The 12,514-nt window shown below is 58.9% G+C and carries 8 protein-coding genes; 1 reads left to right on the top strand and 7 read right to left on the bottom strand.

Annotated elements, in window-relative coordinates; genetic code table 11:
* Positions 1 to 24: 24 nt before the first annotated feature.
* The 3 genes from B5M42_RS07280 to B5M42_RS07270 form a co-directional block, all read right to left on the bottom strand.
* The gene (locus B5M42_RS07280) at positions 25 to 618 is read right to left on the bottom strand and encodes a CYTH domain-containing protein (RefSeq protein WP_167689854.1); all 594 of its coding nucleotides are present in this window, start codon (positions 616 to 618) and stop codon (positions 25 to 27) included.
* Positions 619 to 1,231: 613 nt separating this feature from the next.
* Positions 1,232 to 3,274 carry a dihydroorotate dehydrogenase gene (locus B5M42_RS07275; protein WP_134752497.1) on the bottom strand — a complete coding sequence of 681 codons (2,043 nt, stop codon included), beginning with the start codon at positions 3,272 to 3,274 and terminating at the stop codon, positions 1,232 to 1,234.
* Positions 3,275 to 3,304: 30 nt separating this feature from the next.
* Positions 3,305 to 4,492, bottom strand: a complete 1,188-nt coding sequence (locus B5M42_RS07270) for an ROK family transcriptional regulator (protein ID WP_134752495.1) — start codon at positions 4,490 to 4,492, stop codon at positions 3,305 to 3,307.
* A 166-nt stretch (positions 4,493 to 4,658) separates the two neighbouring features.
* Between B5M42_RS07270 and xylA the strand changes: the two genes are divergently transcribed.
* Positions 4,659 to 5,975 carry a xylose isomerase gene (xylA, locus tag B5M42_RS07265; protein ID WP_134752493.1) on the top strand — a complete coding sequence of 439 codons (1,317 nt, stop codon included), beginning with the start codon at positions 4,659 to 4,661 and terminating at the stop codon, positions 5,973 to 5,975.
* Positions 5,976 to 6,224: 249 nt separating this feature from the next.
* Here xylA and B5M42_RS07260 read toward each other — a convergent pair whose 3' ends face one another.
* The 4 genes from B5M42_RS07260 to B5M42_RS25485 all read right to left on the bottom strand — a co-directional run bounded on the left by B5M42_RS07260 (position 6,225) and on the right by B5M42_RS25485 (position 12,405).
* Positions 6,225 to 7,631: an ATP-binding protein gene (locus B5M42_RS07260; RefSeq protein WP_134752491.1), complete on the bottom strand. Its 1,407-nt coding sequence runs from the start codon at positions 7,629 to 7,631 to the stop codon at positions 6,225 to 6,227.
* A gap of 154 nt (positions 7,632 to 7,785) precedes the next feature.
* Positions 7,786 to 8,289, bottom strand: a complete 504-nt coding sequence (locus B5M42_RS07255) for a CBO0543 family protein (RefSeq protein ID WP_134752489.1) — start codon at positions 8,287 to 8,289, stop codon at positions 7,786 to 7,788.
* Positions 8,290 to 8,297: 8 nt separating this feature from the next.
* Positions 8,298 to 8,786, bottom strand: coding sequence for a CBO0543 family protein (locus B5M42_RS07250; RefSeq protein WP_134752487.1), 489 nt, complete (start codon positions 8,784 to 8,786; stop codon positions 8,298 to 8,300).
* 223 nt (positions 8,787 to 9,009) lie between these two features.
* Entirely contained in the window at positions 9,010 to 12,405 is a 3,396-nt protein-coding gene (locus tag B5M42_RS25485; RefSeq protein ID WP_134752485.1) for a glycoside hydrolase family 44 protein, read from the bottom strand.
* Positions 12,406 to 12,514: the final 109 nt, after the last annotated feature.

Below are 12,514 nucleotides of genomic sequence, written 5' to 3'. Positions count from 1 at the left end.
GCTAATTTTGAGAAGTAGTTGCTTCTATGCGTTGTCCCCCTCGTCAAGCGATTTATCCATAAACTGCAAATAGGCTTCAAAAAAACGTCCCTTCTTGCCGTCCCCGGTTCGGGATTCCCGATCAGCAAAGAAATGTTTGTACAGACGATAAGCTTCGTCATAAGCATCCTCGGAGAATTCAATCTCCAGTTCATAATCCAGCCGGCCCAAATAGCTGTTCTTGTCCACATCGACGGCAACGCCGTCCGAGAAACGGATTGAAGTGCGCTCCGTCACGAGCGGCTGAATCAATGCAGCCTGCACAGCGACCGGCGCCTCCGGGAAATAAGCGGCTGTGTCAATTGTCGCCGGCAGCGCGTCAAGCGGCCGGGACAGCTCCTGTTTTATCTTGTAAGTCGTCTTGTCGGCAACACTGTATTTCATTTCCAGATTCAGACGGCCTTCCTTTTGTCTGACCCTCAAGGTGATATCGTGACGAAAAAGTTCAAAATTCGGCGTATCGTAGTAGTAGTTGATTTGCAGCAGTTGCTTTTTGCCGAGACCGGACCAGACATCGCTGCTGATGATGGCCGCATATTCCTGCTCAGTCAACAACTGCTTGATTTCACGTTCCAGCAAATCGGCACCTCGCTTTACCTGAATTTTTTGACAATATCAGTATAGCATGAATGATAGCAAGAATGATGTCCTGTTTTTTTCATTATAGAGTGAAAATCCGAGCACTCAATAGCATTTTGAAAATTTTCTCGAAGGTTTTTCGACAAAAACAACAGTTTATTACATATATGTAATAAAAGTTCCGATTATCGGGTAATCGTCAAGTTAACGGTGTTAAAAAAAACCATTTTTCCTTGGCCGCTAAGCTCCTCCTCTGCCCAGGTTCTGCAGACGCGCGAATCGAAATGTCGCCGTTGCAGAGCCTTCCCTCCTTGAAGTTGTAATCCCGAAGCTGAATTGACCACTGCTTGAAAACGTTTTCTTTCATCGTTCGTATTCTGATTGTAGCACCACACGAAAATTTTTCAATAGGGCTAGTTGGCAAAAAAAAGGGCAGCCTTATCTTTATTTCAGATAGGCTGCCAGAACGTAGAAACTATGGTTGCGGCTAGTAATTTCACCCGTGCGAAACGGGTATGCAGGCCGCTTTCGCCGAGCCAAGCAGCGGCGCTTCGCCTGTCGGATGAAGCTTTCCAATCGGTACGCTCCTTTGTCCGTTCGTTGGCCGGACCTGTCAGCAGGCCGAAGGCTGCCCGTCTGCCGCTTCTGCCGCGCGAAATGCCGGCGCTTCGCGTTTCAAATACGGATACAGTAGCCAAAGCCCCGCCGCATACAAGACGAAAGCGATATATAACGGCAATAGATGCCACGAGTTCGTATAGCCGATATGGATATGCACGAGCCAACCGGACGCGAAGCCCGGCAAGCCGCCGAGCAGGAACATCCACCATAACCAGCGCTCGCCTTGCCCCACTCCCCACAACGCGGAGGCAGTAATGGCCACAGCCAGCGAGAACAGGGCTCCGCCGAAGCCGGCGCGGTCATGCGCAACCAGCGGTACCAGATGCGCGTTCCATGCCTGCAGTTGCTCCGTGTCCATCCCGATAAAGACGATGTCGGTCGGCACGAATACCGAGGTGACGCCCACCCCGGCAATCGCCAGCCCGCCCGCTCCAAGCGCAAAGCCCAGCGTGACCAGGCAGAATTGCCCGACCTGCGCCCGGCGCCAGAGCCGGTCGTTGAAGCGGTTCGGCGGACGGCGGGACGGCAGATCGCGGCGGCGGCGCAGTGACAGCAAAAACATCGGCAGCAGCAGTACGGCCACGGCCGCATGCAGCGGATCGAAGTAGCCATAGCCGAGAAAGAGAAAAAAGCTGCTGAAGCCGACCACGGCCGAGGCGTTCATTGCGGTAGCCGCCCAATGCGACCCATATCGTAGGCCGTAGTTGGCTAGACTATAGTACATAATACCTATAGAAATCATCGTGCCGGCCAACGTAATCCGGTCATGCGTCATGAAATGCAAAATCCGCTCGTTAAATGCGCGGATGGCCTGCGCGCCCGCGCCAAGAAACGTCTCGTCATAGGGCAGCAGCACCGTCGTCGCTGCAATCAGCCATGCCAGCCAGCCGCCAAGCATCATCGCGCAGCCCATCAGGGACATCCAGCCCCAATTGCGCCAATAGGACGGCGGGGGCGGCGCAGCTTGGCCGCTGACCCGCTCGTAGAGCACGGCTTCGCCGATGCGCTTGGGCAAGCCGGGACCGGCGAAGACGAGGCCGCTATGCAGCTGGACGGCGTCCGCTCCGGCCGCAAGCAGCCGCAGCGCGTCGTCCGGCTGGTGCACGCCCGCAGCGGCAATCACCGTCCAGCCGGGCGCGGACGCGCGCAGCTGCGACGTGAGCGCCAGCGCGGGCGCAAGGTCGGCGGCGGCGAGCACAGCGGCCGCGGGGGCGGGCGGCGTAGACGCAGCGGCAGGCGCAGCGGCGAGCGGCACGGCAGGCGGCGGCGCGCAGGTCGGCGCGAGCCCTCCGCCTGCGGCGTCGCCTACGACCGCGCCGCTCCACGCGGCCGCGTCCAGGCTCGCGAGCAGCCGCGCGAGCCGCTCCGTGCCGTAATCCACCGGCACGTAAACCCACAAGGGCCGCCCCGGCGCCACGGCGCGGGCGGCCTGCTGCGTCTGCGTCAGCCACGCAGACGCAACCTCGACGGACCAGCCTTCGGCGAGTCCGTCAATATAGAAGCCGGCCGCGTACGGGGCCAGCTCCGTCATCAGGCGCTCCAGCTCCGCGAGCGCCAGCTCCGGCGTGCGGCCCGGCATCGGCCGAACGCGGCACAGCTGCGGCAGGCGATGCCCCGCCGCGCCGCGCTGCAGACGGCGGACGAATGCCGCCACGCCGTCGTTTTCATAAGCGCTCGGATACACGAGCGCTTCCGCCGCCGCATCGCGACCGATAGGCGCGTGCGCAATCACCGGCTCGGTCGTGATCGGTCCCAGCTCCACGAAGCCGAAGCCGAACTGCGCCAGCGCCTTGTGGGCGACGCCGTGCGGATCGAGCCCGCCGCTCAGGCCGACCGGCGTCGGCACGGCGATGCCGCTCAAGTCGCCGGCCAGCTGCGGCGCCAGCTCCACATGCCCCATCGTGCGGATCACGAAGGTGCCGCCGGGCAGCCGGCTGAGTGCGCCCATCGCGCCGAGCGTCAACGCGCGGGCCGTTCGCGAAGGCAGCCGGAACAGCAAAGGCCGGAATAAAGCATGATAGGACCAATCGGGCATAAGCGCTCTCCTTTTTGTCCGTATTCCATTTTACAAATAGGAAGAACCAGCCACCGTGACGCTGCTGGAGGCAAAAAAACCGGCAATCGCAAACGACGACGCGCCAAGCACCGTCGAGCGGTCGCCCAGCTCGGCGAAGCGCACCGTGACACCGCTGCGGGCCAGCCGCAGCGAACGTCGCTCCAGCTGTGCGAGCAGCGGCCGCAGCAGCCAGCGCTCGGCGGCGGCCAGCCGTCCCCCTAGCACCACAAGCTCGGGGTTATAGCCATTGACGATACTGCCAACGCCAACGCCCAAATAATACCCGAGCCGCTCGAACAGCCCGATGGCTGTTTCATCGCCGCCCTCGGCCAGCCGCAGTAGCGCCTCCAGCTCGGTCTCCGCACCCAGCGCCAGCCGGGCTTGCTCCAATAGCGCGCTCTCCGACGCATACAGCTCCCAGCAGCCCAAGCTGCCGCAGCGGCACTGGCTGCCGTCATGCTGGATCGACATATGGCCAAGCTCGCCGGAAAAACCCGACGCCCCGCGATACAGCTCGCCCTTCATCACCAGCCCGGCCCCGATGCCGGTGCCGATGCTCACATACACCAGATGCCCGGAATCCTGACCGGCACCGAACTGCTTTTCGCCAATGGCGCCGGCGTTCGCTTCGTTATCAATCGCCACCGGAATCCCGAACGCCTCCTCCAGCTGCTGCTGGAGCGGCAGCCCTTCGGGCCAGCCCAGATTCGGCGCAAACAGCACCCGGCCCTCGCCGTCGCTGACGCCGGGAATGCCAATGCCGATCCCGACAATGCCGTAAGGGCTGGCCGGAGCGCCCGCCTGCAGCTCGCGCACGCAGCTTTTCAGCGCCTCCAGTGCGCGTCCGGCATCGCGATTGTCGTGCCGGACGCGATACGTTTGGACGATCTGCCCGGTCAAATCAGTCAGCACGGCATGCACGTAACGCACGCCCAGATCGATGCCGATGGCATAGCCGGCCGTGCCGTTGAACAGCAGCAGCATCGGCTTGCGCCCGCCGCTGGATTCGCCGGTCCCGATCTCGTGCGCAAGCTTGCTTTCGATCAGCTCGTTGACCAGACTGGACACCGTCGCTTTGGTCAGCCCGGAAATTTCGGCGATGCGCGCCCGGGAGATCGGCGAATCCTTGCGGATGTGGTGCAGCACGATGGACTTGTTTATTTTTTTCACCAGGTTCAAATCGCCGGTTTGCTTCATGATGTCCCCCAAGGCAAGCTCTGTCTTGTACAGCTTTTTTCTAGTGTACCATGAAAGTTTTTATCTGTGCACCTACTAAGTTTGTTTAATGAATTTACAAACTAATCAACGTTTGCTATTATAGTTGTAAGCGTTACCTACTACGACAAAATGGAGTGTGAAATCCATGTCTTACTTCGCCAATACCCCCGTGATCCGCTATGAGGGCCGGGGCTCCGACAATCCGCTCGCTTTCAAATTTTATAATCCGGACGAAGTCGTTCTGGGCAAAACGATGCGCGAGCATCTGCGCTTTGCCGTCGCCTACTGGCACGCCTTCACCGGCACCGGCTCCGACCCGTTCGGCGGGGCAACCAACGTTCGCGGCTGGGACCGCTATTCCGGCATGGATCTGGCCAAAGCGCGCGTCGAGGCCTGCTTCGAGCTGCTGCACATTCTCGACGTCGATTACTTCTGCTTCCATGACCGTGACATCGCGCCTGAAGGCGATACGCTGCAGGAAACGAATGCCAATCTTGATGTGATCGTCGGACAGATAGAAGAGCATATGAAAGCTACCGGCAAAAAGCTGCTGTGGAACACAGCCAACATGTTCACCAACCCGCGTTTCGTGCATGGAGCCGCCACGACCAGCAACGCCGACGTATTCGCTTACGCTGCGGCTCAAGTCAAAAAAGCGCTGGAGCACGGCAAGCGGCTCGGCGCGGAAAACTACGTCTTCTGGGGCGGCCGCGAGGGTTACGAGTCGCTGCTGAACACCGATCTCGGCCTTGAGCTCGACAACCTGGCCCGCTTCCTGCACATGGCCGTCGATTATGCCAAAGAAATCGGCTTTGACGCGCAGTTCCTGATCGAGCCCAAGCCTAAGGAGCCGTCCAAGCACCAATATGATTTTGACGCTGCCACCACGCTGGCCTTCCTGCACAAATACAGCCTGCTGCCGCACTTCAAGCTCAACATCGAAGCCAACCATGCGACGCTGGCCGGTCATACGTTCGAACACGAGCTGCGCGTCTCGCGGATTAACGGCGTGCTCGGCTCCATTGACGCCAACCAGGGCGATCTGCTGCTCGGCTGGGATACCGACGAATTCCCGACCGACTTATATTCCACTACGCTGGCGATGTATGAAATTTTGCTGAATGAAGGCGGCATCGGACGCGGGGGCGTTAACTTCGACGCCAAGGTACGCCGGGCCTCCTTTGAGCCCGTTGATCTGGTGCATGCGCACATTGCCGGTATGGACGCGTTCGCGCGCGGCCTGCAGGTTGCCGCCAAGCTGATCGAAGACCGCGTATTCGACGGTATTCTGGAGACGCGTTACGGCTCCTTCCAAAGCGGTATTGGCGCCGACATCGTCGCCGGCCGCGCCAGCTTCCGCACGCTGGAGGCTTATGCGCTGGAAAACAAACCGATCGTCAACGCTTCCGGCCGTCTTGAACACATCAAAGCAATCGTAAACCAATACATCTCGAACGTGTAAAAAAAACGGAAGCCCGGCTCCTCACGCTGGGCTTTTGTCTTTTGGCATCGGTTCTTGGCCCCTCGGCCCTCAACTCCCGGCTCTCCGCCCCTTCAGCCGGCTTACGCCGCCGCGCCGTCCCCGCGGCGCGGCTCCTTACGGGCCTAACCGCCGCCCGCCAAACCAGCAAAGACCTTGCCGCACGCCGGCGCTTCTCCACGGAAGCGTCAGCCATGCGGCAAGGTCTTTGTCCAAATTCGGGGCCGCGCGTCAAGCGCCCGCCCCGGATAACCCGGCGGCGTCGGCAGCGCCCGACGCCAGCGCCTCAGCCGCCAGCAGCGCTGCGGCGGCAGTATGCTGCGGCCGCAGCCCCTCGGCCGCTTCGTGCTCCGCGACCGCATACGCCAGCGGCAGCTGGACGGTCATCCGCGTGCCTTCATTCGGCCGGCTCCAGACGCCGATGCTGCCGCGGAAGTGGTCGACGAGCTTTTTGACCATAAACAGCCCGATGCCCTGGCCGCCGCGGTCCTCGTTCATTTTTTCATATTTGCGGAACAAGAGCGCGGTCTGAGCCTCCGACATGCCGATGCCGTCGTCTTCCACGACAACCACCAGCTGCCGCTGCTCGGTGTACGCGAACAGCCGGACCGCGCCTCCCTCCTGACTGTATTTGATCGCATTGCTGAGCAGGTTCGATACCGTCAGCCGAAAGCCGATGGCATTGCCGACGATCGTTTCCGCCCCCGAGAGCTCGACATGCGTTTCCAGCCGTATGTTTTGCGTCCGGCCCTTGACCTCCATGATGCCGATGACGTCGGCCAGCAGCGTTTTCGGCTGAATCGGCTTTTTGCGCCATAACGCTTCGCTCGTCAGCATCTGCTCCGTGTTGATGATATGCGTCATTTCATTATCAATTTCCATCACATAATCGCAGATGGCTTTGAGCTTGTCCCTGTCGCCCGCATCCTGAACCTTGCTCATCACCAGCGAAGCGTAGGCCTTGATCACCGTCAGCGGATTGCGTACCTCGTGCGACACGGCATGAATAAAATCAAGCTTCTGCCGGTACCCGTCCACCTCGGATTCCAGCTCGCTTTGCGCAGCCAGCCCAGGGATCGCCGGTCCCGGAGCAGATAACGTCCGGTACAAGCCCGACACGACGATTTCCTCGTCTGTCATGAAATATTCGTGGCAGCGCATCATCGCGGTCTGCAAGCTGGCGGGCGCTGCTTCACCGTCAAACGCGCACACCGTCACACAACCGTAAGCGTCCAGAATCCGGCCGCACGCGCAGTCGTAGGCGTGCATCCGCGCCGCGCGCCCCTGTGGCTTGCGCCAATCGGCATGCCGCCATACCCGCACCTCCTGCCGCTTGTCCGCAAACGTCCGCAGCAGCTTATCCAATTGATCAGCCGCCTGCGCCCGGTCGCCGCTGTCCACTGCCTGTACGCGTCCCAGTGCCTCTTTGCTCAGCTGACCTCGCAGCCGCTCCAGCATGCCGGCACAACGCTCTTGATTGTCTACAATAATGACTTGCTGCTTACATGCATGACCAACCTTGATAAATGAAGCTAAATTGCGGATATAGGCTTCCATCGAGCTGTAAAAATACACCAGATGCTCGCCGCTTTTGATCTGGAGTCGCTGCGTTAACGAAATCTGTCGCCTTTCGGCCAAACCGTCCACCGCCTTCTCTGACTTCTCTCCCAATATAGGAGCTTTTAACCTGTTTGGCAACGAATAAGTTTAGACAGCGTTCGCGCCGTTTCCCAGCAAGGGCAGCGCTTCGACACGTTCGGACAGCCTGCGCCGCAGGAATAGGCGCTTCTTGTCAATCCGGCTCAGTCACGCGCTTTTTTACGCTGGCTGCAACAGACCTCATCTGCACTTTATGGAGAAACCAGTTTCTGTACAGCCGCGCGCTGAACAGCGTCAGGCTCACGGATCCAAGCGTGTCGTACCATCTCCAGCCGCTGTATCGAATCAGCTGCGTATGCGTCTCCAGCCACAGCTCCGGGATCGTGATGCCTGCGCCGAAAGCCAGCGTATACAACAATTTGATCCAGGCGCTCCGCCGCTGCGGAAAATACAGGTTATAATACACCGATACCATCGGGTATGCGATAAATTCAAACGTAAAGCTCGTCCGATTTGCATGCAGCTCGCGGAACGGATACTCCAGCAGTCCCGCCTCAACGACGATCAGACCCAGCAGCCAAGCCGTCATCTGCTCGAACAGAAATACGGTATGCGATTCTCTCCGGCGCTCCTTGGGAACAAAAAACATCGCTGTAATCGAAATCAGCCAAACGGCCAGCAAAATATAAGCGTCCATGCCGCCCCTCATGCCGTCTTACCGCTTTGAAGCCAGCCTGGTTTGAAAAACCAGTCGCCATAGAGGCGCGTCGCATTCAGGCCCAGCCAGAACACAAGAATGCGCATTAACCCATGCATGCTCCCGTATTGCAGCAGCTCCGTATGCCGCTCAACCGCACAGGAAAAAGCAAACATCCCCAGCGAAAACAGCACATGATAAGCAAGCTTGGGCAGCCAAGCTTGAATTCGCGGATAAAATAGACTAAACAGAACGTTGATCGATGGATAAAACATATAATTGAACGTAAAGTTGCTATCCGTCGCCCGCGGAAACTCGCGCACCGGACACGACATAAAGTGGAAATTGACAAAAATCAGGCTAAGCGTCCACGTCAGCACCTGAGTAGCCATCAGCTGGATCAGCGCTTCCGGCAGCCGGCCGCGGCGGTACGCCACCACCAGTATCGTCAGAGCCGCCAGCCAGGCGGCCGCCAAAACAATTCTATTGATAATCAAGATCGTTCCGCCCTTTACATCCGACTATACTCCCAATATGTCCCAGTATGTTCATTTTATTCACATCGCTGCTGCATAAAGAAAAAAAGCCGCCCCCACCGCAGGCGCGGTGTCAGGGTCAGCTTTCCTCGAACGTCAGGTTCTGGCGGGGACAAGCTCACAGCATCCCTTCTGTTGCTGGATACGGAGCCAAATAAAGCGGGGATTCAAACGTATGGCCAGCCTATTCGATGACCACAAGCGTAGCCGAACGACCTGGCAGGCGTACCGACATTTCGCCGTCTTCCACCTGCTGCTGACCTGCAGCCTGCAGGCGCTGTTTGGCCGTAAAGCGGAACAGCGACGCTTGGCCGGTCAAGCCGCTGGCGGCAGTCACCTTCGCGGTACGCGGCGATGTGTCCTTGTTGAACAGCAGGACATACGTTTTGCCATCCGGCGAAACCACTGTGTAGGCGCCAACGGCATCGCGATTTGAGCTTGTCGTTTGCACGATGTCGCCGGTAATTTTCGAGCCTTGACCGTCGTAGTTGAGATAAAGCTTGAACGCATCCTCGAGCGGGGTGTCGGCAATCAGCGCGCCCCAACGGGTCGCGGCGTCAACGCCCTCGCGGGCAAAGATCGCCAGCGCTTCGGCTTGCGTCAGTCCGCTGCCGATACCTGCGCCGTCGCCAAAATTATATTCGGTAATGGCCAGCTTCGTCTCCGGCGCATTGCGTGCGATGATGTCGCGCATCCGCGGAATCAGGTATACCGGCTCTTGAATCCACGAGGACGGGTCTTGGAAGTTCGGATCGTACAGTGACTTGAGCGAATTGAAGCGGCGTTTTGTCATCCCCGGCGATTCGTCGCTGGAGAACGGGACATTGTTTTCCGCAGGGTAGTAGTGAATATCGAGAACATCGACAAGTCGCTGCTGATGCTGCTGCTCGTATTCATGAACCTTGCTCAAATACCATTCCAGGAACGGCTTGCCGTCATGACTGCTCATATCGTCGCCGCCCGAGCAGCCGTCTTTGGCCGAATAGAAATATTCGCACCAGCCCCAGGAAACCGGACCGAAAATGTTGGCTTGCGGGTCCTTCGCTTTAATCGCCGTTCCGTAATCAACGGTATAATTCCAGATCTCATCATAGGACGTCATCTGCGGATGAACATCCCAATGCGCGTATCCCCACAACGCAGGCTCGTTATCAAGCGCATAGTTGTGGACATAGCCGTTAAATTTGTTTTTCATATCATCGACCCAACGGCCGATAAATTCCGGTCCAACCTGCTTCGACGTATCCGTCGGATCGTTGCCGGTTACATGCCCGCCATTGTTCGGCAGCTGACCGTTGCCCGCGTCGGCTCGGCACCAGGCTTCGTGATAATCGCATTCGTTGCCGGCTTGCGGACCGTATTTGTCGATGGAGAAGCTCCACGAAATATCGCGGCTTTTTGGCGTCCAGCCAATCGTTGGCACCTGCATCAGCACCTTTGTTTGCGTCGCTTGAGCGCTCTCGATAAACTGATCGGACAACGATTTCCCCGGCACGCCGGTATCGTAAGGAATGTTCAGGAAGTACCAGTCCGAGCCGCGGTTGGTCGTATCCAGCTCCCAGTTATAACGCGTCATCTGGTTGCCGCCCCAGCGCTTGAACGGGAAAATCAGTTCCGAAGCGTTTTCGCTCGGTTGATCCTCAAAGTTGACGCCAAAAATGTCGGGATTGACCGTGCGGCGTCCGGCCGCCTGGTCGATCGCCACGTCCACCTGCGGCAGCTCCGGGTCCGGCAAAGCAATGACATCGCTGTTTTGCAAAATCTCAATATCGTCAAAATAAACGCTGCCCTGATTCTGCTCGCCCCACGCCTGAATGACGATACCGTCAAAGCTCGGCGTGCTGATGCCCAGATCCGCCAGCTTCACTGTCGCTTCGACCCACTGGCCGGCTGGCAATCCCCCTGCAGGCAGGTACGGATCCAGCTCGATATCGCCAGCCGAGCCGCGGCCGTCCTGCAGCACGAGCTTGAGCTTCTGGCCACCGGCTCCCCCGCCGAGCACGTGCAAACGCACGCCGTATGTTTGCAGCGTCGAGAACGGCTCGCCGTCCTTATGGAACCATACGCCCTCATAGCCCTTGGCTGCGAATTTCACCGAATGGCTGCCGGAATACGCCTGTTCGTCACTTTCCAGCTCGCGCGTGCCCCAGCTCCAATCGGTATAACCCGGCTCCAGAGAATCGGTGTACAAGCGGCTGGCGAAGATGTCCGTCACCTGCACATACGCCGAAGTCGACAGACCGTTCACCGTCGCAGTAATCTTGGCAATGCCGTTGCCCTGCGCCTCCAATGCGCCTCCGGCGCCTACGCTAACCACGTTCGGCGCGTTGGACGTCCATACCGCTTCGGCAGACGCATCGGCCGACGAGCCGTTATTGTAGTTGGCGGTCAACTGCAGCGCCGCTGTATCGCCGCCCGTCAGCACCAGCTGATATTGCGACAGCACGACCTCCGTCATAACCGGCGGCGCAACGTATTTCGGCAAGATACGCATATCGTCGAGATACAGTTCCGCCTGCTCCCCGCTGCCGCCTTGCAGCAAAATCGCATCGAACAGTCCGCCCGGCAGCTTCAAATCGGGCAAAAATACAGAAACCTTGGCCCACTCTCCGGCCGGAATGCCGCCTTCGATCAGACTGTCGACCGGCACCTCGCCAATCGTGCCGCCTCCGGCGTTAAATTTCAGCTTCAGGTCCTGGCCGCCTGCAGCGCCGCCGTTCACCCAGAACTCCAGCGTTTCATATTCCTTGACAAGCACCGGGCCGTTTTCCTTGTACAAATAAAGTCCGGCTTCGTTGCTCGGATTCATGCGAATCGAAGCTGTACCGTCATGCACCGTGCCGCTTTCGGTCACGTCGTGCTGCGCCCAGCTGTAATCGCGGAACGGCGAATGCAGCGCATCGTCGAACACGATCAGCTCAGGCCCCTCTTGTCCCGGTGCTTCCGTCGGTGTTGGCGTCGGCTCCGGCTCGCCCGTCGGCTCGGCAGTCGGCGTTGGCGTACCGCTAGGCTGGGCCGTCGGCTCCGGCTGCTCGCCCGGCACCAAGGCGATATCATCGAGATATAATGTCGACTGTGCGCCTGAAGTCGTTCCTTGAATCATAATTCCATCAAAAATGTGATACGGAATATTCAACGCGCCCAGATCAACATCTACCTTCGTCCAACTGTTCGCCGGCACCGTACCTCCCGGAAGCTGCTGCGCCAGATCCACCGTCGCCACGCGCTGACCGCCGGAATGGAAGCCCAGCTGTACCTGTTGGCCGCCCGCCGTTCCACCGTTCACCCACAGCTCGAGCACAGGGTAATCGTTGGTGCTGACAATCCGGTCCTTATAAAAGTACAGCGCCGCATCGCCGTCAGGCGTCCATTCAACGGCGTTCGCGCCGCTATGCACCACGGCGGTTTGCGCCATATTGTGCGCCGCCCAACTGTAGTCGGAGAAGTTGTTCTGCAAAGCATCGTCGTATACGGCCAGACGCTCCGCCGCCGCCGCCGTCGGTCCTTGCTGCGCCCACGGCAGCAAGCCCGACACGAGCAAAGCCGCTGCCGCGCCCGTTATCCATGATTTTCGTTTCACTGCTATCCCTCCCGTAAAATCGTTCCGGGCGATTGTTTCCCCGCGGAAAACTCGCCCTATAGCTATTATCGAAGTTGTCGAATTTCGATTGAACGGACTTGGGGACCAT

The organism is Paenibacillus athensensis (assembly GCF_004514475.2).
Lineage (GTDB): Bacteria > Bacillota > Bacilli > Paenibacillales > NBRC-103111 > Paenibacillus_AL > Paenibacillus_AL athensensis.
This window is presented reverse-complemented; position numbering and strand designations above follow the sequence as displayed.

Bases quoted from the DNA above. Each gene is read 5' to 3' on its own strand.
- B5M42_RS07275 (WP_134752497.1), bottom strand. From the start codon at position 3,274: ATGCCCGATTGGTCCTATCATGCTTTATTCCGGCCTTTGCTGTTCCGG.
- B5M42_RS07270 (WP_134752495.1), bottom strand. From the start codon at position 4,492: ATGAAGCAAACCGGCGATTTGAACCTGGTGAAAAAAATAAACAAGTCC.
- xylA (WP_134752493.1), top strand. From the start codon at position 4,659: ATGTCTTACTTCGCCAATACCCCCGTGATCCGCTATGAGGGCCGGGGC.
- B5M42_RS07255 (WP_134752489.1), bottom strand. From the start codon at position 8,289: ATGGACGCTTATATTTTGCTGGCCGTTTGGCTGATTTCGATTACAGCG.